At 72.1% G+C, this 23,005-nt stretch carries 20 protein-coding genes; 12 read left to right on the forward strand and 8 right to left on the reverse strand.

What is annotated here, in order from left to right; translation table 11 throughout:
• Window positions 1–26: 26 nt before the first annotated feature.
• Complete coding sequence (locus CLV43_RS12940; RefSeq protein WP_106187336.1) at window positions 27–2,279, reverse strand: sigma-70 family RNA polymerase sigma factor; 2,253 nt, start codon at window positions 2,277–2,279, stop codon at window positions 27–29.
• A 148-nt stretch (window positions 2,280–2,427) separates the two neighbouring features.
• On the opposite strand from CLV43_RS12940, the gene CLV43_RS12945 reads away from it, so the two are divergent.
• The 8 genes from CLV43_RS12945 to CLV43_RS12980 all read left to right on the forward strand — a co-directional run bounded on the left by CLV43_RS12945 (window position 2,428) and on the right by CLV43_RS12980 (window position 9,586).
• Window positions 2,428–3,195 carry a nucleotidyl cyclase domain-containing protein gene (locus CLV43_RS12945; protein ID WP_106187337.1) on the forward strand — a complete coding sequence of 256 codons (768 nt, stop codon included), beginning with the start codon at window positions 2,428–2,430 and terminating at the stop codon, window positions 3,193–3,195.
• A gap of 179 nt (window positions 3,196–3,374) precedes the next feature.
• Window positions 3,375–3,767, forward strand: a complete 393-nt coding sequence (locus CLV43_RS12950) for a GntR family transcriptional regulator (RefSeq protein WP_106187338.1) — start codon at window positions 3,375–3,377, stop codon at window positions 3,765–3,767.
• Complete coding sequence (locus tag CLV43_RS50035) at window positions 3,764–4,618, forward strand: ATP-binding cassette domain-containing protein (protein ID WP_106187339.1); 855 nt, start codon at window positions 3,764–3,766, stop codon at window positions 4,616–4,618. Before CLV43_RS12950 ends, CLV43_RS50035 begins: the two co-directional genes overlap by 4 nt.
• The gene (locus CLV43_RS12960) at window positions 4,615–5,556 is read left to right on the forward strand and encodes an ABC-2 transporter permease (protein ID WP_106187340.1); all 942 of its coding nucleotides are present in this window, start codon (window positions 4,615–4,617) and stop codon (window positions 5,554–5,556) included. Before CLV43_RS50035 ends, CLV43_RS12960 begins: the two co-directional genes overlap by 4 nt.
• 44 nt (window positions 5,557–5,600) lie before the next feature.
• Window positions 5,601–6,827, forward strand: coding sequence for a 5-(carboxyamino)imidazole ribonucleotide synthase (locus CLV43_RS12965; RefSeq protein ID WP_106187341.1), 1,227 nt, complete (start codon window positions 5,601–5,603; stop codon window positions 6,825–6,827).
• Window positions 6,824–7,312, forward strand: coding sequence for a 5-(carboxyamino)imidazole ribonucleotide mutase (gene purE / locus CLV43_RS12970; protein ID WP_281262152.1), 489 nt, complete (start codon window positions 6,824–6,826; stop codon window positions 7,310–7,312). The genes CLV43_RS12965 and purE overlap by 4 nt, the downstream gene beginning before the upstream one ends.
• A 110-nt stretch (window positions 7,313–7,422) precedes the next feature.
• Window positions 7,423–8,586, forward strand: a complete 1,164-nt coding sequence (locus CLV43_RS12975; protein WP_106187342.1) for an acyl-CoA dehydrogenase family protein — start codon at window positions 7,423–7,425, stop codon at window positions 8,584–8,586.
• 415 nt (window positions 8,587–9,001) lie between these two features.
• Window positions 9,002–9,586, forward strand: a complete 585-nt coding sequence (locus CLV43_RS12980) for a VC0807 family protein (RefSeq protein ID WP_170155790.1) — start codon at window positions 9,002–9,004, stop codon at window positions 9,584–9,586.
• Here CLV43_RS12980 and CLV43_RS12985 read toward each other — a convergent pair.
• The 3 genes from CLV43_RS12985 to CLV43_RS12995 all read right to left on the reverse strand — a co-directional run bounded on the left by CLV43_RS12985 (window position 9,583) and on the right by CLV43_RS12995 (window position 13,139).
• On the reverse strand, window positions 9,583–10,299 hold the full coding sequence (locus tag CLV43_RS12985) for a TIGR03089 family protein (RefSeq protein WP_106187344.1): 717 nt from the start codon (window positions 10,297–10,299) through the stop codon (window positions 9,583–9,585). The genes CLV43_RS12980 and CLV43_RS12985 overlap by 4 nt on opposite strands.
• A 12-nt stretch (window positions 10,300–10,311) precedes the next feature.
• Window positions 10,312–11,487 carry an LCP family protein gene (locus CLV43_RS12990; RefSeq protein WP_106187345.1) on the reverse strand — a complete coding sequence of 392 codons (1,176 nt, stop codon included), beginning with the start codon at window positions 11,485–11,487 and terminating at the stop codon, window positions 10,312–10,314.
• 86 nt (window positions 11,488–11,573) lie between these two features.
• On the reverse strand, window positions 11,574–13,139 hold the full coding sequence (locus CLV43_RS12995; RefSeq protein WP_245886374.1) for an LCP family protein: 1,566 nt from the start codon (window positions 13,137–13,139) through the stop codon (window positions 11,574–11,576).
• Between the two features lie 170 nt (window positions 13,140–13,309).
• Between CLV43_RS12995 and rfbB the strand changes: the two genes are divergently transcribed.
• The 3 genes from rfbB (at window position 13,310) to CLV43_RS13010 (ending at window position 16,473) form a co-directional block, all read left to right on the forward strand.
• Window positions 13,310–14,293, forward strand: a complete 984-nt coding sequence (gene rfbB, locus CLV43_RS13000; RefSeq protein ID WP_106187346.1) for a dTDP-glucose 4,6-dehydratase — start codon at window positions 13,310–13,312, stop codon at window positions 14,291–14,293.
• Window positions 14,293–15,201: a dTDP-4-dehydrorhamnose reductase gene (gene rfbD, locus CLV43_RS13005; RefSeq protein WP_211304359.1), complete on the forward strand. Its 909-nt coding sequence runs from the start codon at window positions 14,293–14,295 to the stop codon at window positions 15,199–15,201. The genes rfbB and rfbD overlap by 1 nt, the downstream gene beginning before the upstream one ends.
• A 123-nt stretch (window positions 15,202–15,324) precedes the next feature.
• Entirely contained in the window at window positions 15,325–16,473 is a 1,149-nt protein-coding gene (locus tag CLV43_RS13010) for a pyridoxal phosphate-dependent aminotransferase (RefSeq protein ID WP_211304337.1), read from the forward strand.
• Between the two features lie 61 nt (window positions 16,474–16,534).
• Here the strand turns inward: CLV43_RS13010 and CLV43_RS13015 are convergent, their stop codons facing one another.
• From CLV43_RS13015 to CLV43_RS13030, 4 genes are all read right to left on the reverse strand, one after another.
• The gene (locus tag CLV43_RS13015; protein WP_106187347.1) at window positions 16,535–16,969 is read right to left on the reverse strand and encodes an Imm1 family immunity protein; all 435 of its coding nucleotides are present in this window, start codon (window positions 16,967–16,969) and stop codon (window positions 16,535–16,537) included.
• Between the two features lie 386 nt (window positions 16,970–17,355).
• Window positions 17,356–18,441, reverse strand: a complete 1,086-nt coding sequence (locus tag CLV43_RS13020) for a glycosyltransferase family 4 protein (RefSeq protein WP_211304338.1) — start codon at window positions 18,439–18,441, stop codon at window positions 17,356–17,358.
• Window positions 18,434–20,923 (reverse strand): glycosyltransferase, encoded by a 2,490-nt coding sequence (locus CLV43_RS13025; protein WP_170155821.1) that lies wholly within the window; start codon window positions 20,921–20,923, stop codon window positions 18,434–18,436. Before CLV43_RS13025 ends, CLV43_RS13020 begins: the two co-directional genes overlap by 8 nt.
• Before the next feature lie 74 nt (window positions 20,924–20,997).
• A complete protein-coding gene (locus tag CLV43_RS13030; RefSeq protein ID WP_245886378.1) occupies window positions 20,998–21,918 on the reverse strand; it encodes a glycosyltransferase family 2 protein in 921 nt (306 codons plus the stop codon).
• 20 nt (window positions 21,919–21,938) lie between these two features.
• On the opposite strand from CLV43_RS13030, the gene CLV43_RS13035 reads away from it, so the two are divergent.
• Complete coding sequence (locus CLV43_RS13035) at window positions 21,939–22,985, forward strand: glycosyltransferase family 4 protein (protein WP_106187348.1); 1,047 nt, start codon at window positions 21,939–21,941, stop codon at window positions 22,983–22,985.
• Window positions 22,986–23,005: the final 20 nt, after the last annotated feature.

Consider the following 23,005-nt stretch of genomic DNA (forward strand, 5'->3'; position numbering starts at 1 on the left):
CAGTTTACGGATGCGTGATCAACTGACTACGGAGGGGGCTGGCAGTACCCCGGCAGCAGGTCGCCCAGCACCGGCGGCCACCACGGCGGCCAGGGGGTGCACGGGGGTGTCGTCGCCGGTGGGGGCGTCGTGGGCGGGGTCGTCGGAGGTGTCGGCACGACCGGCGGGGCGACCGGTTCGCCGGGTGTCCCCGGTGCCGTCGGAGGGGTCTCCGGCGGCGTCGTCGTGGTGGGAACGGGCGTGGTGGTCGTGGTCGGCGCGGTCGTGCTGGGCACAGAGGGCACAGTGGTCGTGGGCGCCGTGGTCACCGGCGGGAGCTCCGGCGTCGACGGCGGCAGCACCGGCGCCTCGACGCCGGGCAGCAGCGACACCGGCACGTCGACCGACTTCGACGCCGTGCCGACGGTCGCGGTGACCCGGACGGTGCCGCCGCGGAACGGCAGCCCGAACGCCCACGCGGACATCCGGTAGGACCCGTCGCGCTGGAGCTCGGCCCGGCACTCGATCCGGTGGTCGCGCACCGAGCAGCCCGCGCACGGGGTGGTGAGCACGATGCCGTCACCGGTGGTCAGCGACAGCGTGAGCGGACCCGCCCTGGTGCCGGTGTTGGTCACCGTCACGTCCAGCCGCGGGTCCCAGAACACCTCGTGCCACTTGCGGACGGTCAGCACGAGGTCGTCGCGGACCGGCTGGACCTCGACGGCCACGGTCACCGCGACGGTGAGGGTGGTGCCCGCGGAGACCGTGCCGGTGATCGTGCCGCCGACGGCCTCGGGGTCGGCCTGGAGGTTGAAGACGAAGGTGGCGGTGCCGCCGGGCGCGATGCCCTGCGCGGTCGTGCAGGTCACCGTTCCGCTGCCCGCCGGGCACGGGACGGTCTGCTCGGCGAGGCCGTCCAGCGCCAGCAGGCGCGCGCCCGCGAACGACGCGACGGGACCGACCGAGCGGACGCCGGGCGGCAGCGCCAGCGCCATGCTCGCGGGCTCGGAGACGGACTCGCCGGTGTTGCGGATCGTGATCGGCAGCGCCTTCGGGGCCTCGCCGGGCACCAGCGTGAACCCGCTGGGCACCGTCGGCACCAGCGCCGCCGGGGTCGGCTGGGGCTGCGCCGGCGGCGGCGTCTCGGCCGGGGGCGCCGCGGGGGCGGGCGCGGGTTCGGGTGACGGCGGGTCCGGCTGCGGCTGCGGAGCCGGCGGCGCGGGCGGCACAGCGGGCACGACGGCGGGCGGGGCGGGCGGCACGGGTGGCACGACGGGCTGGCTCGTCACGACCGGCGCCGGGGGAGGTTCGGCGATGGCGGGCGTGGTGTCGCCGCCGCCGGAGGTCAGGCCGATCGCCACGGCCACGGCGAGCGCGGCGGTCGACGCGGCCACGCCCAGCAGCTGCCGGGGCAGCGACGCGGCGGCACCGGCGGCACCGCCCGCTCCCGCGGCACCGGCGACGGCGGTCGCGGCGACGGCCTTGCCCGCCCCGGCCGTCACGGCCAGGTAGCCGGTCGCGCCGAGGCCCAGCACCAGCGGGGCGACGAACCCGCGCAGCGACCCGTTGACGTCGGACAGCTCGGCGGCCAGCGCGCGGCACCGGTCGCACTCGTCGAGGTGCGCCTCGACCTGGGTCGTCTCGCGCTTGGACAGCCCGCCGCGGGTCCACGCGCCCAGCCGGTCGACGGTCGCGCGGCAGCGGTCGGACGTGGTCTCGGTCAGGTGCACCTGGAGGTAGGCCTGGCGCAGGCCCTCGCGGGCGCGGTAGGCGAGCGCGGACACGCCGTTCGCGGTCAGCCCGAGCAGCGGGCCGACCTCGGCGGGGGACTGGCCCTCGATCTCGGTGTGCCACAGCACGGTCTGCCAGCGCTCGGGGAGCCGGGCGAACGCCTTCGCGGCGAGCGAGCGCTCCAGCCCGGCGACGGCCGTGTCGCTGAACGGGACGCTGACCGCCTCGGCGGGCACACCGGACACCGCGGACACGTCGTCGGACAGCTCGACCTTCCGGTCGCGCCGGGTCTTGTCGTACGCGGTGTGCCGCAAAGCCGTCAGGAGGTAGGCGCGGAACGCCGAGTCCGGGCCGCGGCCGCCACGGAGAGTGTCCAGCACCTTGGCGAAAGCCTCGGACACCAGATCATCTGCCTCGGCAGGGGAACGGGTCAGCTGGCGGGCGAGGTTGTAGGCCGCCGAGACGTGGCGTTCGTACAGCTCGCCGTACGCTTCGATCTTCCCGCCGCGCACGGAGTCGATCAGCTCCGAGTCGCTCGGTCCCTGGACATCAGCAGGAACGGTCGCCACGTTTTCCCTCCCTCGTGGCGGCCAGTGTGACTCACGTGGTCGCTCACCGTCACCTCAAGCCCCCCGACTGGTCGGGTGAACCCACGTCACGGATGCGGTCCCACGGCGTCCCGTGGTAGTGAACCGACCGGGAGGGGAGACGACCCACGTGGGTGTCGCACAGGCGGAACGCGTGCTGAAGTCGAGGTGGCGGACCGCGAGTCTCGCGGCGGGCTGGCCCTTCCCCGGTGACTGGCCGTCGCGCGAGGTCGACGACGTCGTCACCGCCATGGTGGACACCGCCGACCCCGGTGACGCGCTGGTCCGGCTCGGCCGGTCGCGGGCGGAGGCGGGCGCCGGTCTCGGCGAGACGCTGCTGGACCTGGCCGCGCTGCACGCGGTGCTGGACGGGGCATGCGGCGTGGTCGCCCCGAACGTCGACGCGCTGCCGTCGCGGATGCTGCGGCTGACCGCGCTGGGCTGGGCGGACGTGCTCACCGAGGAGGCCGCCGACCGCGGCGCGGAGGACCCGCTGACCGGGCTGGCCACCCGCGGCTACCTGCGCACCAGGCTGGCGGAGCTCTACCGCGGGACGCCCGCGCCCGGCGACCGCTACGCGCTCGTGCTGGTCGGCCTCGACCTGACCCGCGCCACCGGCTGGTCCCGCGTGGTCGCGATGACGCTGCTGTCGGACGTGCTGCGGGTCGTGTTCGACGGTGGCGAGACGCTGGCCACCCTCGGCCCGTCGGTCGCCGCGGTGCTGACCCGGCGGGACGCCTCGCTCGCCCAGCGGATCTCGACCGTGCGGGTGCTGGCCGCCGACCGGCTCGCCGTCGACCCGCACGTAAGACCCACCGGCCCCGCGGACGTCTGGTCCGAACACCTCCCGGCCACCCACGGGGACGCCTGCGCGCTCCTCGCCGCCCTGGGCCGCTGACGGCCCCCAGAACCCTGCGCCACGGCGCTGAAACCCCTGTCCAGCGCCCGGTCCGCGCCCCGACCCGAACGCCCGTCGCTCCCGCAGCGGCGGGCGTTCGGGCGTTCCCGGCTTGACAGCCCGCCAAGTGGTCCACTTAGCTAGTGTCTTAGTTGAGTAACACACTTTGGAGGTGAGGCGTGGTCGAGTTCCGCATCGACAAGGCGAGCGGCCTCCCTGCCTACCTGCAACTGGCCCGGCAGGTCAGGGAGGCGTTGAGACTCGGCTGGCTCAAGCCGGGCGACCGGCTGCCGACGGTCCGCGACGTGGTCGCGACCAGCGGCGTGAACGCGAACACGGTGCTGAAGGCGTACCGGGAGCTGGAGCGCGCGGGCCTGCTCGAGGCGCGCCAGGGCTCCGGCACGTTCGTGAAGGCCACCCTGGGGTCGGTCGACCCCGAGGTGATGGACCGGCTGCGCGCCAAGCTCGTCGACTGGGTGGACGAGGCGCGCGCCGCCGGACTGGAGAACGAGGACATCGACGCGCTGGTCGGGTCGGTGCTCACCGAGGGGGAGAGGATCGAGGTGCCATGACGGCTGTCGTGGAAACGGCGGGCATCGCCGTGCGGGGCCTTGGCAAGGGGTACCGGAGCTCGGTGGCGCTGCGGGACTGCACGTTCGACCTGCCCGCGGGCAGGGTCGCCGCGCTGGTCGGGGCGAACGGCGCGGGCAAGACGACGCTGCTGACCGTCCTGTCCGGACTGCTGCGGCCGGACGCGGGGGAGTTCACCCTGCGGCCGGGTGAGCGGGTGGCGTTCGTGGCGCAGGAGAAGCCGGTCTACAAGCACCTGACGCCGAGGGTGGTGCTCCAGCTGGCGGCGCGGCTCAACCTGGTCTGGGACCAGGCCAGGGCGCAGGCGTGGCTGGAGCGGTTCGACATCCCGCTGGACCGCAGGTGCGGGCAGCTCTCCGGCGGGCAGCGCACGCAGGTCGCGCTGGCGGTGGCGATCGGGTCGCGGCCGACCCTGCTCCTGCTCGACGAGCCGTTGGCGGACCTGGACCCGTTGGCGCGCACCGAGGTGATGCGGGACCTGCTGAGCGAGGTCGCGGACTCGGGGGCGACGGTCGTCATGTCGACGCACATCGTCACCGAGCTGTCCGGGGTCGTCGACCACCTGCTGCTGCTGGCGCACGGGACCCTGCTCGCGGACGGGGACCTGGACGAGCTGCTGGCCGCGCACGTGATGGTGGTGGGGCCGCGGGCGCAGGAGTCGCCGGTGCGGGGGGAAGTGCTGTGGGACAAGCACTTGGACGGCCAGTCGCTGTTCCTGGTGAGGACGCCGACCACGCCGGTGGTGTCCGCGCCGTGGGTGGTGCGGCCGGTGTCGTTGGAGGACTACGTGCTGGCGCTGCTGTCGGCGACGCGCAAGGGGGATGTGGCATGACGACGGTGACGAAGACCCGCGTTGGCGGGGGCGACCTGCTCTGGGTCGCCTGGCGCACGCACCGCACGTCGATCCTGGTCACGTCGGGGCTGGTGGCGCTCGCGGCCGTGGGGATGGCGGTGGTGAGCCGGTACTTCGTGGCGTGGGCCTCGAGCCTGAACTACCCGACCTACCGGGTGCTGGAGCAGTTCTCGTCCATCGGGCTGCTGTTCGCGCTGGCGGCGGGCATGTTCTGGGGAGCGCCGCTGGTGGCGCGCGAGTACGAGCTGCGGACGCACCTCTTGGCGTGGGGGCAGGACGTGTCGGCCTCCCGGTGGCTGGCGGGCCAGGTCGCCCTGCTCGGCGCCGTGACGGCCTGCCTCGCCGCGCTGGCCGGGGTGGTGTCGGGCGTCATGCTCGAAAGGGTGCCGAAGATGGGCGTCGACACCATCAGGGTGTTCGAGCGCAACGTGTTCGAGGCCGCCCCCCAGGTCCAGGTGGGCTGCGCGCTGTTCGCGTTCGCCCTCGGTGTCGCGGTCGGGGCGCTCACCAGGCGCACGCTGCCGGCGATGGCGATCACCGGGATCGGTTTCCTCGGGGTCGGCGAGGTGCTCGCGCGGTGGGGTCGCGAGCACTACCTGCCGCCCGTGCGCTCGTTCGAGGCCTGGAGCCCGGTGCACCACCCCCTGGTGCCGTTCACCGCGCTGCCGGTCGACAGCGGGTACGCCGACGCGAACGGCGTCCCCATGGGCGACCAGGACTGGGGCTGCGGCGGCCGCAACGGGATCGAGCCGGTCGAGTGCCTCAGGGCCCATGGCGCCGCCGGGCGCTACGCCGACTACCAGCCCGCCGAGCGGGTCGAGCTGTTCCGGTGGATCGAGTCGGGGATCTTCCTCGTCCTCGCGGCCGGGCTGCTGCTGCTGGCCTGGTACTGGCTCAGGCGCGCCCGCCGGGTGTAGCCGGTGTCGGGAGTCCACGTTTGTGCAGGTAGAGTGACCGTCCCGTGGACTCCCGTACCGGCCTTCCCGTTGTAGGCATGATCGGCGGCGGCCAGCTCGCCCGCATGACCCACCAGGCGGCCATCCCGCTCGGCCAGTCGTTGCGCGTGCTCGCCGTCTCCGACTCCGACCCAGCCGCACTCGTCGCCCGCGACGTCGTGCTCGGCGCGCACACCGACCTCGACGCCCTGCGCGCGTTCGCCGAGGGCTGCGAGGTGGTCACCTTCGACCACGAGCACGTGCCCGGCGAGCACCTGCGCGCGCTGGTCGCCGAAGGGGTGAAGGTGCACCCCGGCCCGGACGCGCTGGTCCACGCGCAGGACAAGCTGGTGATGCGCCGCAAGCTCGCGGGCATGGGGCTGCCGGTGCCGCCGTTCGCCGAGGTGAACACCCCGGAGGACGCGCTGGCGTTCGGCGCGGAGCACGGCTGGCCGTGCGTGCTCAAGGCCGTGCGCGGCGGGTACGACGGCAAGGGCGTGTGGATGCTCGACACGCCGGACAGCGCGCGGACCGCCGTGGACGAGCTGCTGGCCGCGGGCACGCCGCTGATGGTCGAGCAGTGCGTGCCGATGCGCCGCGAGCTGGCCGCGCTGGTGGCGCGGTCGCCGTTCGGCCAGGGCGCCGCGTGGCCGCTGGTGGAGACCGTGCAGTCCGACGGCATCTGCGTCGAGGTGCTGGCCCCCGCGCCCTCGGTCGACCCCGAGGTCGCCCAGGCCGCGCAGGAGCTGGCGCTGAAGGTCGCCGACGAGCTCGGCGTCGTCGGGCTGCTGGCCGTGGAGCTGTTCGAGACCGCGGACGGCGTGGTCGTGAACGAGCTGGCCATGCGCCCGCACAACTCCGGCCACTGGACCATCGAGGGCTCGCGGACCTCGCAGTTCGAGCAGCACCTGCGCGCGGTGCTCGACTACCCCCTCGGCGTGACCGACCTGCTTGCTCCAGCCGTTGTGATGGCGAACGTCCTCGGTGCTTCCTCCGGCGAAGCCGGAAACCAGCCGACAGCGCATCCGCCGATGATCCTCGACGAGCGGCTGCACCACCTGTTCGCCCGGTTCCCCGACGCGCACGTGCACCTGTACGGCAAGGCGGAGCGGCCGGGCCGCAAGATCGGCCACGTGACGCTGCTCGGGGAGCGGATGGACGACGTGCGCGACCGGGCGAGGCTCGCCGCGCACTGGCTGTCCGACGGCGTGTGGCTGGACGGGTTCGACATCCACGGAGGGCAGCAGCAGTGACGCAGGTCGGCGTGATCATGGGTAGCGACTCGGACTGGCCGGTGATGAAGGCCGCCGCCGACGCGCTGGCCGAGTTCGACGTGCCGTACGAGGTCAGCGTGGTGTCCGCGCACCGCACCCCGCAGCGGATGATCGACTACGCGCGGTCGGCCGCGGGCCGTGGTCTGCGGTGCATCATCGCCGGTGCGGGCGGTGCCGCCCACCTGCCCGGCATGGTCGCCTCGACGACCGTGCTGCCGGTGATCGGCGTGCCGGTGCCGCTCAAGTACCTCGACGGCATGGACTCGCTGCTGTCGATCGTGCAGATGCCCGCGGGCATCCCGGTCGCCACCATGGCCGTCGGCGGCGCCCGCAACGCGGGCCTGCTGGCCGTCCGCATCCTCGCCGCCGCCGACCCCGCGTTGCAGGACCGCGTCGCCGCGTTCCAGGCCGACCTGGAGCGGATGGTGCTCGACAAGGACGCGGCGCTGCAGAAGGCCCTCTGACCCCGCCCACGGGTGCCTTCCGACGCCGCCAACGTGTCGAAAGGCACCCGTGCGCGGGCATGTGAACGCGCGCTAACATCATCCCAGTAGGCCCTACTGGGAGGTAACAAGTGGACCCGAGCTTCGGCACGTACCAGCTCGCCGAGGAGCACGACGCGCTGCGCGAGGCCGTCCGCTCCCTCGCCGACAAGGAGATCGCGCCGCACGCGGCCGACGTCGACGAGAACGAGCGCTTCCCCGTCGAGGCGCACAACGCCCTGGTCAAGTCCGGCTTCGCCGCCGTCCACGTCCCCGAGGCCTACGACGGCCAGGGCGCCGACTCCGTCGCCACCTGCATCGTCATCGAGGAGGTCGCCCGCGTCTGCGCCTCCTCCTCCCTCATCCCGGCCGTCAACAAGCTCGGCACCATGCCCATCCTGCTCGCGGCCTCCGAGGAGCTGAAGCAGCTGGTCATGCCCTCCATCGCCGCCGGCGAGGCCATGGCCTCCTACGCGCTCAGCGAACGCGAGGCAGGCTCCGACACCGCCTCCATGCGCACCCGCGCCGTGCTCGACGGCGACCACTGGGTCCTCAACGGCACCAAGTGCTGGATCACCAACGCGGGCGAGTCCTCCTGGTACACCGTCATGGCGGTCACCGACCCCAAGGCCGAGAAGAAGTCCAACGGCATCTCCGCCTTCGTCGTCCACAAGGACGACCCCGGCTTCTCCGTGGGCACCAAGGAGCGCAAGCTCGGCATCAAGGGCTCACCCACCCGCGAGATCCACTTCGAGAACTGCACCATCCCCGAGAACCGCATCATCGGCGCCCCCGGCACCGGCCTCAAAACCGCCCTCCGCACCCTCGACCACACCCGCCCCACCATCGGCGCGCAAGCCGTCGGCATCGCCCAGGGCGCACTCGAGGCCGCCATCGCCTACGTCAAGGACCGCAAGCAGTTCGGCAAGGCCGTAGCCGAGTTCCAGGGCGTCCAGTTCATGCTCGCCGACATGGCCATGAAGATCGAAGCCGCCCGCCACATGGTCTACGTCGCCGCCGCCAAGGCCGAACGCGGCGAACCCAACATCGGCTTCATCACCGCCGCCGCCAAGTGCTACGCCTCCGACGTCGCCATGGAAGTCACCACCGACGCCGTCCAGCTCTTCGGCGGCGCCGGCTACACCCGCGACTTCCCCGTCGAACGCATGATGCGCGACGCCAAGATCACCCAGATCTACGAAGGCACCAACCAGATCCAGCGGGTCGTCATGTCAAGGGCACTGCTGAAGGGCTAGACCAACAACAGCAGGCAAACCGCCCAACAACGCTGGCAGCAGCGAGCAACCTCCCCACGACGCTGCCAACAGCAAGCAAACCGCCCAACAACGCTGCCAACAGCGAGCAACCTCCCCACGACGCTGGAAGCGAGCCCGCTCGTCCGCTGGCGGCCGGCTTGACTTGGGGTTTTTGGGCTTAGACTTGCGGCGGAGGGCAGGCTCTACCACCTGCCCTTTTTCGCCCGACGAAGCCCAAAAAAGGGGCCCCAAGTCAAGCCGGCCGCACCGCCCACGGCCGCAGCGATACCAGTCCCAAGTTCGGCGAATCCCATACCCGGTGTCGAGGGATCAGCCACCCATACCCGGCCAACCCACCACGAAAACGACCCCACCAACCCCACCCCACCAACACCCCCACAGCTACCGTCACACCATGGACAGCCGGATCAAGGCCCTGCTGCCGACCCTCCTGGTCGACCTGGCCCTCCCCATCGGCGGCTACTACCTCCTGAACCACCTGGGCGCCCCCGACTGGCTCTCCCTCACCGCCGGCGCCGCCACCTCCGGGCTCGTCCTCCTCGTCGGCATCCTCCGCACCCGCACCGTCGACGCCGCCGCCACCTTCATGCTGGCCTTGTTCGCCTTCGGCCTGCTGACCCTCTTCCTCACCGGCGACGCCCGGTTCGTCATCGCCAAGGACTCCCTGCTCAGCCTCGCCGTGGGCCTGGTCTTCCTCGGGTCGCTCTTCGCCGAGCGCCCACTGCTGCTCACCCTCACGGCCAGAACGGCCCCGGCCGTTGCCGACCGCTACCGGGACTCCCCGGCGGTCCGCCGCACGGTCCGCTTCGCCACGATCCTGTGGGGCGTGGGGATGCTCGTGGACGCCGTTGTCCGCATCCCCCTGGCCTACACGCTGCCGGTGGACGTCATGGTGGTCGGCTCACCGGCCCTGACTATCGCCATCGTCGGCGTCCTGGTGCTCATCACCAGGAAGTACGCCGCGCGGCAACGGGACTAGGCCGCCCCGCCCAGCTCCACGGTCGTCTTCTCGCTGGTCCTCCGGGCGGGCAGCAGTTCCGCGTTCACGTTGCTGCACTGCACCAACGACCCTCCGCCGGCCAGCACGGCCAGCAGGCTGTTCAGCACGCCGTCCGGCTGCGTCCACTCCACAGTGGACAGCACCCGCGAGTCCCCTGAGATGCCGAGCGTCTCCGCACGCGACCGCGCCTCGGCCACGACATCGTCCACAGTGGACGCTCCCAGTGCGGGCGTGCTGCCGGGCGTCGGTCCCCACGGCGTGAAGTCGTCGCCGTACACCCGGACGTCGTCCAGGAAGTCCACGGCAGCACCCAGATCCTGTCCGCGCAGCCCTAGCCCCATCGGGTGCAGCGAGGCCACCGCGACCACGTCGGCCCCCGGCGCGGCACCGTCCGGCGCCACGAAGGCGACCTTCGCGCCCGCGGGGTCGTCCGTCACGGTCGCCCCGCACCACCAGGCGCCCAGCAGCACGCCGGCGGTCTGCCAGTGCGCGGGCAGCAGCACGGCGACGCGGTCGCCCGGCTCGACGTCGTGCTCGTCGCGCAGCCAGTTCGCGGTCTTGGCGGCCCAGTTGGCGATGGTGGCGCGCGACAGCTCGACGCGGGAGCCGTCGGCGTCGTCGTAGTGCGTGATCAGCGGTCGCCCCGGCTCGGCGGCGAGCAGCGGCGTGAACAGAGCTTCGGTGACGCTCAAGGCAGTGCTCTCCTAGTCCACACAAGGCACATCCGGCTGGGCGGCGCGACGGGCGCCGTCCACGCCGACCACCTTGCCACCCGCGAACCGCTGGGTCGGGCTCGGGGGCGCGGTGGTGGTGGTCGTCACGGGGACGAGGGTGTTGGCGGGGCCGAGCCGTTCGGCGACGAACGCCTTCACGGCGGCCACGTCGACGGTGACGATGCTCTGGCCGCGGTCGTTGCGGGCGTTGACGTCGGTGACCGGGATGGTGGCGAACTCCACGGTGCCGCCCGCCATCCCGCGCGCCTGCTGGGCCAGCGCGACGAGGTCGAGGCCGTCGTCGACCACGATCGACTTCCGGGCCGCGTCCAGCAGTCCGGCGAGCTTCTCCTGGTCGGTGAACGTGCCCGCGGACAGCAGTTGCGACACCGCGGCGGACAGGAACACCTGCTGGCGCCTGATCCGGCCGAGGTCACCGCCGGGCAGGTTGCGCTGGCGCACGAACGCCAGCGCGTCGCCGCCGGTCACCCGCTGCGGCCCGGCCCGGAAGTTCGCGCCCGACGCGGAGTCGCTGGTACCGGAGTTCAAGCACACGTCCACGCCGCCGATGACGTCCGTGAGCAGGTAGAAGCCGTAGAGGTTGATCTCCGCGTAGTGGTCGACCCTGATCCCGGTGAGGTCCTGCACGACCTGCACGAGCGCCTTGCGCCCGGCCTGGTCGCCCTGCTTCTCCCGCTCGGCGGCGTCCCCGACGCCCTCGTCGCGCAGGCGCTGGATCGTGGCGTACTTGGTGACGCCGTACGCCTGGTTGATCTTGTCCTCGCGGTAGTCCGGGATCGGCACGTAGGTGTCGCGCGGGATCGACACGGCGGTCGCCCTGCCGCCGTCGGTCGGCACCCGCAGCACGATGATCGTGTCGGTGTTCACCCCGTCGGAGGCCTCGGTGCGCAGCTGGCGCAGCACGCTCGGCGGCAGCTGGTTGCCCTGCGCGTCGGTGCGGCTGTCGCTGCCGACCAGCAGGATGTCCGTGGCGCCGTCGCGCAGCGGCGGCGAGTTCGGCACGTCGGACAGCACCGAGATCACGTCGGTGGTGTTGACGCTCTCCTTCACCCGCTTGAGGGTCACCCAGCCGTAGCCCGCCGCCACCAGGACGGCCGCGGACAGCAGCGCGACCAGCACCCGTGCGAAGGCGAGGACGGCCCGCAAGACTCCTCCTCGGCGTGGTGGTGGTGAACACCAAGGCTAGCCGGCGCCGGGCCGTCGCCACGGCCGTTTTCACCGAGATGGCCGCGTCAGTTCACGCAGACGAGACCACCCGCGGTGATGGCGGGCGGCGGCGCGGTGGTCGACGAACCGGGGACCGGCGTGCCCGAGGTGCCCGCGGGGTCCGACCGGTCCTCCTGCGGGCTGTAGTCGGCGCCGACGTAGACGACGACCTGGTTCTTGAGCACCGAGTCGTCCTCCTCCACGGTGGCGCCGCCGAACTCCTTGGCGACCTTGTCCGCGACCGCTTTGCCGCCCGGCGCGTAGTGGACGATCGTGGAGTCCAGCAGGACGTCGGCCGTGCCCGCGTCGCCGCGCAGGTAGCCCTTGCCCACCAACGCGTCCAGCGCGGTCGCGGCGAGCATCGGGGTGCCCGAGGCGTTGAGCACCCGCACGGTGATCTGGCCGTTCGGCGTGGTCGGGGCGTTCGAGGTCGACGGCGACTGGCTCTCGTCGGTGGCCAGGTTCTTGACGAAGGCCTTCACCTTCGCGGGGTCGACCTGGATGACGTTGCCGTCGTAGTAGGTGTCCATCGTCTCGCCGACCGGGATGGTGCGGAACTCGATGTTGCCGCTGACCAGGCCCTGCATCTGCTCGGCGAACGTCGCGATGTCCCAGCCCTGGCTCAGCACCACGGACTTCTGCACCGCGCTGACCAGGCTGTCGAGCTTGTCGACGTCGGTGAGCATGCCGGTGGACAGCACCTTCTTCGCCAGCGCGCCGATGAACACCTGCTGCCGGGCGATCCGGTCCAGGTCGCCGTTGGGCAGGCCCTCGCGCTGCCGCACGAACGACAGCGCCATCGCGCCCTCGATCGTCTGCGGGCCCGCGACGAAGTTCGCGCCGGACTTGTAGTCGCTGGTGGCCTGGTTCACGCAGACCTCGACGCCGCCGATGGCCTTGGTCACCTCGTAGAAGCTCGCGAGGTTCACCTCGGCGTAGCGGTCGATGGTGATCGAGCCGCCGGTGAGGTTCTCGATGGTCTTGATGAGCGTCTTGCGGCCCGCGGCCGTCGACTCGGTGTTGATCTTGGCCTGGTCGGTCTCGCCCTTCGCGGCCATCTCCTCCGCGACGGTGTTCTTCTGCCGGGCGAACGCGGAGTTCAGCTTGTGCTTGCCGAAGCCGTCCGCGATCTCGACGTAGGAGTCGCGCGGGAACGAGAACGCGCGGGCGCGGGTGCCGTCGACCGGGATGTGCACGAGGATCATCGTGTCGGTGTTCATCTCGCCGTCGGCGACACCGCCGCTGAGGAGGTCGAGCACCTCGGGTGCCAGCGGGTTGCCCTGCGCGTCGACCCGGCTGTCGATGCCGACCATCAGGATGTCGACCGCGCCGTCGAGCGGCTTGCGGCCCACACCGGCGTTCTCGGACACCTCGGCGGAGATGACGTCGGTGGTCGTCGTGCCCTGGTCCAGGTTCCGCAGGAAGCTCCAGCCGTACCAGGTGACCACCATCACAGCCGCCGACAGCAGGGCGATGACCGAACGCCCGGTGACCAGGAGGACCCGGAGCGTGGTCGAGCGTCGGGGTGCGGGGGTCGCGGCAACCCGGATAGGTCCTGGTTGCTCGCTCGCCAGCGGCGTTCTGCCCTCCACGAGTGGTGCCTCCCCCGTGCGCGGTGGTGCTCAGCAAAGATTAGTGGGCCAGGTGCCATCGGCGCTGGTCGTCAGCTCTTCTTATACGGGAGACGCTGTAACAACCTGGTGGGTTGCACGCTTTACTAGGTGACCCACTGCGATGGTTACACCGGTGTAAAGGACTTGAGATGCGCGTTCTGGTGACAGGTGGTGCCGGCTTCATCGGCTCCCACTACGTGCGGGAGCTGGTCGGGGGTGCCTACCCGGCGTTCGCCGACGCCGAGGTGGTGGTGCTCGACAAGCTGACCTACGCGGGCAACGAGGAGAACCTCGCCCCGGTCGCCGACAGCCCGCGCTACCGGTTCGTCCAGGGCGACATCTGCGACGCCGCCGCCGTCGAGGACGTGATGGCGGGCACCGACGTGGTCGTGCACTTCGCCGCCGAGTCCCATGTGGACCGCTCGATCTCCGGTGCCGCCGACTTCGTGCTCACCAACGTGCTCGGCACCCAGACCCTCTTGCAGGGCGCGCTGAACGCCGGTGTGGGCAAGTTCGTGCACGTGTCCACCGACGAGGTCTACGGGTCCATTGAGGACGGTTCCTGGCCGGAGTCGCACCCGCTGGAGCCCAACTCGCCGTACTCGGCCTCGAAGGCCTCCTCCGACCTGCTGGCGCGCGCTTTCCACCGCACGCACGGACTCCCGGTGTGCATCACCCGGTGTTCGAACAACTACGGGCCGTACCAGTTCCCGGAGAAGGTGCTGCCGTTGTTCGTCACCACCCTGATGGACGGCGGGAAGGTGCCGCTCTACGGCGACGGCCTCAACGTCCGCGACTGGCTGCACGTGGCCGACCACTGCCGGGGCATCCAGCTCGTGGCCGAGTCCGGCCGCGCGGGTGAGGTGTACAACATCGGCGGCGGCACCGAGCTGACCAACCGCGAGCTGACCGGGCTGCTGCTCGACGCGATGGGCGCCGACTGGTCGTCGGTCGAGATGGTCGCCGACCGCAAGGGCCACGACCGCCGCTACTCGGTCGACATCACCAAGATCAGCACCGAGCTGGGCTACGCGCCGAGGGTCGACTTCGCCGAAGGCCTCGCGAGCACCGTGCGGTGGTACCGGGAGAACCGGCCGTGGTGGGAGAAGCTGAAGGCGCGGGCGAACGGCTGATGGCACTCGCGCTCCTGGTGCCCGGCGGTCGCGGCCAGCTCGGCCACGACCTGCTCGCGGTCGCCCCCCGCGACGGCTTCGCGCACGCCCCGTCGTCGGCCGAGCTGGACATCACCGACGCCGAGTGCGTCGCGGACGCCGTCGCGACCTTCGCCGCCAGCGCCCGCGACCACGGGCTGCGGCCGGCGGTCGTCAACGCCGCCGCGTACACCGCCGTGGACCAGGCGGAGACCGACGAGGACCGGGCGTTCGCGGTGAACGCGCTCGGCCCTGGGATGCTCGCCGCCGAGTGCGCGCGGCACGACGTGCCGCTGCTGCACGTGTCCACCGACTACGTGTTCCCCGGTGACGCCGACCGGCCGTACGAGCCGACCGACCCGACCGGTCCGCGCTCGGCCTACGGGCGCACCAAGCTCGCGGGCGAGGAACGCGTTCTGGCCTCCTGGCGGCGTTCCTGGGTCGTCCGCACCGCCTGGGCGTACGGCGCGTCCGGCGCGAACTTCGTGAAGACCATGGCGCGCCTGGAGAAGGAGCGCGACACGGTGTCCGTTGTGGACGACCAGCGCGGCTCGCCGACGTGGACGCGAGACCTGGCAACGGGTCTGGTGCAGCTGGCCGGGCTCGCGACGACCGGACACGGGCCGCGGGCGCGGGTGCTGCACGGCACCGGCGGCGGCGACACGACCTGGTACGGCTTCACCCGCGCCATCTTCGAGGAGCTGGGCGCGGATCCCGGCCGCGTCCGGCCGTGCGCGTCCACCGAGTACCCGCGCCCGGCACCGCGCCCCGCCTACTCGGTGCTGTCCGGCGGCACGTGGCGCGCGGCGGGCCTTGCCCCGTTGCCGCCTTGGCGGGAAGCGCTCTCCACCGCGGTGGCCTCGGGAGTGCTCGGATCCGCCGTGACATAGCCGAAACCCGTCCGAGACCACGCCGTGAACCAGTGGTCCACCCCGCACGTATGCCCCCCTGAGACCCGCCCGGATGGACTGCCTGGTCCAGTGGGCGTCGACGGTGAGCAGGGGAGTGGTCACGTGCGGCATGGTGTGGACTCGGACGTGTTCGGCAAGACCGCGCACAGCCCGTCCTTCTTCGAGCTGTCCCGCAAGCTGGGGGACGGCGCGCAGCACATGGTCGACTTCTGCATCCCCTGCAACCCCTACTTCCCGACACCGCAGATGTTCGCGGCGCTGGCGAACAACCTCGAGGGCATCCTGAAGTTCTACCCGAGCAGCACCGACGCCATCGCCGGTCAGCTCGCCAGGACGTTGCGGCTCAACCCGGCGACGATCGCGATGTCCAACGGCTCCACCGAGATCATCACCTGGATCGACCACCTGTGGATCAAGGAGAGCGTGGCGATCCCGATCCCCACGTTCGGCCGGTGGACCGACCAGCCGATGGAGACCGGCAAGCGCGTCGACATGTTCCCGCTGCAGGAGAGCGAGGGCTTCGAGCTCAACATCGACGCCTACCTGAAGTTCATCCGCGCCAGGGGTTCCAAGGTCGCGGTGCTGTGCAACCCGAACAACCCCGACGGCGGCTACCTGCCCCGCCGCGAGATCATCCGGTTCATGGACGAGCTCGCCGACCTCGACCTGGTCATCATCGACGAGTCCTTCATCGACTTCGTCGAGGTCGAGCGCAACCCGTCCGTCGTCAGCGAGGCCATGATCAGGCCGAACGTGGTGGTGCTCAAGAGCCTGGGCAAGAACTTCGGCCTGCACGGCGTCCGCTTCGGCTACCTCGTCGCGAACCCCGCGCTGGCCAAGCGGATGGCGGCGACACTGCCGAAGTGGAACCTCAACTCGTTGGCCGAGGCGTTCGTCTTCATGCTCGGCGACCACCTCGACGAGTACGGCGAGAGCCTGGTCAAGCTGTCCATGGACCGCTACCGGATGGGCATGGAGCTGTCCCGGCTGCCCGAGCTGCAGGTGTACCCGTCGCAGGCGAACTTCCTGCTGGTCAAGCTCGCGCCGGACGTCGACGGGATCGAGCTGCGCGACTTCCTGCTGCACAAGCAGCAGATCTTCATCCGCGAGTGCGGCAACAAGCTCGGCATGAGCGGCCAGTTCGTCCGCCTGGTGGTGCGGCCCGAGGCGGACGTGGACCGCCTGGTGTCCGGCATCCGCAGCTTCGGCAACTCCAGGTGGGACGTCGAACGCCCTTCACTGGTGTCCTAGCGGGCCCGGAGCTCCGGCTCGTCAGGGGGACGCCGTCCCGACCAGCCGGAGCGGACAACCGCTAGGCGTCCTGCCACTCCACGCAGGACGGCCGCCGCGCCGTGATCAGGAACTCCTTGAGCGCCGCCGCCAGCACCCCGACGTGCACCCCGCTGCCGGCCGGGTAGTCCACGTACTCCGACGCGTAGACCGGGGAGTCGCCCTCCCCGACCAGCGTCGAGTAGTCCTGGTCCGGGTCCGCGTAGGTCAGGTACCCGAAGCCCCGGCTGACCGCCGCCGCGACGTCGTGGTCCGGGATCTTCACCTCGCCGGGCGCGCCCAGCAGCCCCTCGACGTCCGGGATCAGCGCCCGCTCCTGGTGCTCGATGACCGCGGCACCGGCGCCGCTCTCGGCCAGCCGGGCCAGCAGTGCGTCGACCTCCTCGGGGGTCGTCACGGTCATCTGCTCTCCGGACTCGTCCGCGTCCTGGATGGACCACACGGCGTTGAAGCTCATCGCGATGCCTTCTCTGCTAGTCGTCGAGGCGGAATGGATGCTCTCAGTGAACGACCCGTGCCGCAAACAGCCCCGCCTTGCGCCGATGGGGTGGAGACCGCCCCGAGGACTGGATAACGCTGCGCGCTTGCGAGAACCTTTTCAGATGTCCGACCACGGGCGAGCCCCCGTTTCCAGCGCGCGAGGCCACGACGGAGACCGTCGTCGCTTCCTCCGCTGCGTCGCCGCCGTCACCGGTTCGCGCCAGGTCACGTGGACCGCGTCGACCGGCTCCCGCGAGGACGCGACCGACCAGGCGCCGCGCCGCTAGCTCGTCGACACCGCCGTCCGGCACCTCCGCGGTGCGCGGCGGTCCGCGCACATCCTCACCCGGTGCCCCCGGGGAGTCACCTGCCCGCGGCCCGCCGGTACGCGGTGAGGGTGGTCTCGGCGCACCGGCGCCACGTGTACTCCGAGGCGTGCGCGCGGCGGGCCATCTGGGCGACGGGCGTCGGCGGTGTCTCCACGGCGGCGAACATGGCGTGGGCCAACGCGTCCGAGTCGCCGACCGGGGTGAGGGCCGCGTGCCCGCCCGCGACCTCGCGCAGCGCCGGGACGTCGGAGCAGACGACCGGGACGTTGCAGGCCAGTGCTTCCAGGACGGGGAGCCCGAAGCCCTCGTCGCGGGACGGGAGGACGAGGGCGGAGGCGCCCGCGACGACGCTGCGCAGGTCGACGTCGGCCAGGTAGCCGGTGCGGATGACCCGGCCGTCCACGCCCGCCTGGCGGGGGCCCGCGAGGACCAGCGGCGGCAGGGACTGGTCGGTCGCGTGGGCCCTCAGGAGCGTGTCCAGGCCCTTGCGGGGGCCGCCCGCGCCGACGAACAGCAGGTACTCCGACGGCAGGCCGAGGCGGGAGCGCAGCGCGTCGTTCGGCGGGCGCGAGGCGAACCACGCCGGGTCCACGCCCAGCGGTGTGACGACGATCCGGTCGGCCGGGATGCCGAGCCGCTCCTCGACGGTCCTGGCCACGGCGTGCGTCGGCGTGCACACGACGTCGGCCCGCTGGGCGGACTGCCGGACGAGCTCGGGCAGGCGCCGGTCGGACGGCGGGAGGTCGCCGGGGGAGGCGAGGAACGCGAGGTCGTGGATGGTGACGACGCCACCCGCCCTGATGGTCGGCGGCAGCACGAAGTTGGTGGCGTGCATGACGTCGGTGAACCCGGCGAGCACCTCCACCGGCGGGAACCGGGAGCGCAGCCAGAACTGCCGCAGCAGCCGGGCGGACACCGGGAGGCCGCGGGCCTGGACGCCGTGCGGGAGGACGCTGCGCAGGGCGCGCCAGCCGCGCAGGGTGAACGCCACCGCGCGCACGTCCACCTCGTCCGGCATGGACGCGAGCTCCTCGGCCAGCGCCGAGGTGTAGCGGCCGATGCCGGTCCGGTGGCCGAGCAGGGGAGTGCCGTCGAGCAGCACGCGCACGGGTTCACCCATGTGCGCCGCCGCGGAACTTCTTCAGCACCCGGCCGGTCGCGCGCTTGGCCAACTCCGTCGGTCCTCCCTGGTCGAGGTACTCGCGGACGAGCCGCGCGTCGCGCTTGAGCTTCGCGCTGGTGGTCAACGGGGTGTTGCGGACCAGCGGCGCCGAGCCGCGCAGCCGGTCGGCGGCGGGCCGCGGGTTGCGGCAGAACTCCACCAGCGGTGCCAGCACGGTGTCCCACGTGAAGCGCTCGCGCACCACGGCGATCCGCTCGCGGCACCCGGCGGCGAACTCCTCGTCGTAGAGCACCTTCTCCAGCGCCGCGGCCAGCGCGTCCGGGTCCTCCGAGCGCACCACCACGCCGAGGCCCTCGCGGTCGACCAGCTCCGCGAACGAGTCGCCGTCGGTCGTCACGATCGGCAGCCCGGCCCACAGGTAGTCGAGCACCCTGGTGCGGAAGGCGAACGTGGTCTCGACGTGCTCGTAGTGCGTGGTCACGCCGCAGTCCGCGTCCAGCAGCCAGTTCTGCCGGTCGTGGTAGGGCACCCAGGTCTCGTTGAAGAACACCGAGCTGCCCACCAGGTCGAGCCGCTTGGCCAGCGACCGGGTCCGGCCCGCGATGTCCATGTCGGGCACCTCGGGGTTCGGGTGCTTCATGCCGAGGAAGAACAGCTTCAGGTCGGCGTGGTCCTCGCGCAGCCGGTGCACGGCGTGGATCAGCGTCAGCGGGTCGAACCAGCTGTAGACGCCGCCCGCCCAGATCACGACCTTGTCGGTGTCCGAGATCCCCGGCACGACGCCCTTGACAGCGGGTCCGGTGCGCTGCGGCGGCTTGCCGGGCAGGCCGAACGGCACCACGGACAGCAGCGAGCGGACCGTGGGGTCGTTGTCGTACAACGAGGGCGTCAGCCTGCCCAGCGCGGCCAGGTGGCCGAGCCAGAAGTGCCGCTGCCGCTCGGAGGCGCACAGGAAGAAGTCGCCGCGCCTGAGCTGGTTGTTGAGCACGCGGGTCACGCCGACGATGTCCAGCGCGCGCTGCTCGTCGTTCTCCTCCTTGCCCTGCTCCAGCAGCTCCAGGTGCATCGGGTCGTAGACGTCGCACACGACGACCTTGGTCGACCCGGCCTTCTTCAGCTCCGGCACCAGCTCCAGCGCGTGGCCCTGCAGGACGATCACGTCGGCCCACCCGATGAGCGGGGCGAGGTCGCGCGGCTTGGAGCGGGAGATCGGGAAAGCGGCTTCCGGCGGCGCGCACAGCGGGTTCACCGTGACCAGGTGGACGTCGTGCTCGCCCGCCAGCACGTCGGCCATGTTCCAGGCCCGGATGGCCGGGCCCGCCATCTTCTCCGAGATCGCGTCCCCGGTGATGATCAGGATGCGCCGCGGCCTGCCGAAGACCTCGTCCAGTGCGAAGACGTCGACCAGGACGTCGTGCGCGGCGAGGTAGCGCGGCAGCGGGTACGCGGGCTCCATCGCCTTGCGCATCAACGGGACCAGGTCGCGGTCGCTGCGCACCCGCGCGGCCTGCTCGACCTTGCGCGACTCCTGCAGCGACGGCATCAGCTCGACGAACTGGTCGATGGCCAGGAACCCGGCAAGCGCTTTCCGGTCGACGGGCACCGGCGCCAGGTCGTCGGCCGGGTCGACCGGTCGACGGGTGATCTCCAGCTGCGTCGCGTCGATCTCGCCGCGGGCGGTCGCCCTGCGCACGACCAGCGCGAGCGCGGCGGGCAGCACCTTGGCCAGCGTGTCGTCGGAGAAGTTCTTGTACAGGGCCGCGAGCGCGTTGCGCTCCAGCAGGTACAGCTCGCGGCTGTGGTCGATCGACGTCATCGACGCGTGGTGCTTGTGGAAGGCCAGCGACGCTGGCTCGTAGCGCACCCGCCAGCCGCGCAGGTTCATCCGCCAGCCGAGGTCGACGTCCTCGTAGAACATGAAGAAGCGCTCGTCGAACCCGCCGAGCGAGCGGTACACCGACGTGCGCACGAACAGCGCGGAGCCGGTGCCGAACAGCACGTCGCGCGGGCCGTCGTGGCTGCCGTCGTCCGGCTGCCCCGCGTGCCGCTTGTAGCCCATGCCGAACCAGGTGAGGCCGCCGTCGACGAAGTCGACCTCGGTGCCGTCCCAGTCGAGCACCTTGCTGGCCACCGCGCCCACGGTCGGCTCGGTCTGGAGCACCTTCACGGCCGCGCGCGCCCACTCCGGGTGCGGCCGGGCGTCGTTGTTCAGGAACGCGAGCACCGAGCCGGTCGCCGAGGCGGCCCCCAGGTTGCAGCCGCCCGCGAAGCCCAGGTTCGCCGGTGCCTCGACCACGGTCGCGCCCGGCACGGCCGCCCGGATCCGCTCCGCGCTCCCGTCGCCGGAGGCGTTGTCCACGCAGACGACCTCGAGCCGGTCGGCGGGGTACGCGAGCTCCGCCAGGGCCCGCAGGCACGTGATGGTGTCCTCGGCGCCGCGGTAGTTCACCACGACCACGGATACGACGGGCAGCACCATCACTCTCCTCGCTCCACGACGGGTGTGCGGGCCTAAGCCTGCCTCATCACAGCGCGTGTCGTGAGCCGAAGGGTCTACCTGCCCGCCCAAGTGCGCCACACGTCACGGCGGGGGACCACCGAACGGCGGCCGATCACGGCTCGCGCGACCAGCGCGGACGGGCAGCGGAGCAGCACCTCGGCCAGCACGCGCAAGCGCAGCGCGAGGCGGAAGTTCGCCGCTTCGGGCACGCCCGAGCGCAGCGGCAGCAGCGCGGTGATCACCGCGAAGCGGGCGACCTCGCGCAGCGCGACGGGCAGCGGGGCGCAGCGCAGGAGCATCAGCAGCCGGTTGCGCTCGTTCCACCGGTGGAACGGCACCGAGCCCGGCCGGGTGCTGGCACCGTGCCGGTGCGTGACGCGCGCGGGCCCGACGGACACGACCCGGTGCCCCGCCAGCCGCAGCCGCCAGGCCGTGTCGGTGTCCTCGTAGTAGCAGAAGAACCCCGCGGGCACCCCTCCCGCGCGGCGCAGCGCTCCGGTCCGCAGCAGCGCCGCGCCCCCGCAGAAGCCGAACACCTCGCGGCCCGCGAGCACCACGTCCACGCCGTGCCCGTCCGCGGTCAGCGAGACGCCGACGGACTGCGTCGAGCCGTCCGCGAGCACCATCGACGACGTGGCCGCGGCCACGTCGGGGTCGCCGTCGAGGGCCTCCTCGAGCGACACCAGCCAGGCCGGGTCGGGGGCGGCGTCGTCGTTCAGCCAGGCCACGTACGGCGTGTCCACCCGGTCCAGCACGGCGGCCAGGCCACCGGCGTACCCGAGGTTGCGGGGCAGCCTGACCACGTCCGGGGCGCTCGGGTGGGCGGCGAGCAGGGCAGCCGTCCCGTCATCCGACGCGTTGTCCACCACCAGTGTCCGGTGTGGACTCTTCTGGGCGGCGAGCGCGTCGAGGCACGCGGTGATGTGCTCACGCCCCCGCCAGGTCACGACGACCACCGTGCTGGCACTGGACACGGCGTGAGACGGTACGGCACGTGCCCCAGCTCGTTGTGCTGACCGAGCAGTTGCTCGCCCCCGTCCCCGGCGGTACCGGGCGCTACACCCGTGAGCTGGCCGCGGCGCTCGCCGCGACCGCGCCCGCCGGGTGGACCGTCACCGGTGCCGTCAGCCGCCACCAGGACGTCGCGGCCGCCGTGGTCCCCGGCGTCGAGGGGCCCAAGGTGCTGCCGCTGCCCCGCCGCGCGCTGATCGCCGCCTGGGAGCACGGCGTCCCGTACTGGCCGGGCGGCGACTCCGTGCACGCGCCGACCCCGCTGGCCCCGCCGGGCGGCCGGGTCGTCGTCACCGTGCACGACGCCGTGCCGTGGACCCACCCGGAAACCCTGACCAGGCGCGGTGCCGCCTGGCACCGGAAGGTGATCACCCGCGCCACCGGCAAGGCGGCCGCGATCGTCGTGCCGACCGGGACCGTCGCCGCCGACCTCGCCCGGCACGCGCCCGGCGCCGCGCCCGTGCACGTGATCGGCCACGGCGCGACGCGGTGGCCGGAGGAGTCGCCGATCGACCTGCCGGAGCGGTTCGTGCTCGCGGTGGGGACCGTCGAACCGCGCAAGGGGTTGGAGACGCTCGTCACCTCGACGGCCGAGGCCGGGATCCCCCTCGTCCTGATCGGCTCGCCGGGGTGGGGTGCCGTGGACGTCTCCGCGCCGCACGTGCGGGTGCTCGGGCGGTTGGCGGACTCCGAACTGGTGTACGCCTTGCGCCGTGCGGCCCTGCTCGCCGTGCCCAGTCTCGCCGAGGGCTTCGGGTTGCCGCTGCTGGAGGCCATGGCTCTAGGCGTTCCCGTCGTGCACTCCGACGCGCCCGCCCTGGTCGAAGTTGCCGGTGGGGCTGGAATCGTCACACCGCGTGGCAACGCGGGAGCGCTCACACGGGCAATCAGGTCCGTTGTGGACGATGGGACTACCGCTGCCCGCATGGTAAGCGCAGGTCTGCGCCGTGCCGAGGACTTCGGCTGGGAGAAAGCCGCCCGCGCGACCTGGGACGTGCACCTCGAAGGTGTTCGACAGCGCGTCACTTGAGCGATACTCCGCAGATCGGT

This window comes from Umezawaea tangerina, assembly GCF_003002815.1.
Classification (GTDB): domain Bacteria; phylum Actinomycetota; class Actinomycetes; order Mycobacteriales; family Pseudonocardiaceae; genus Umezawaea; species Umezawaea tangerina.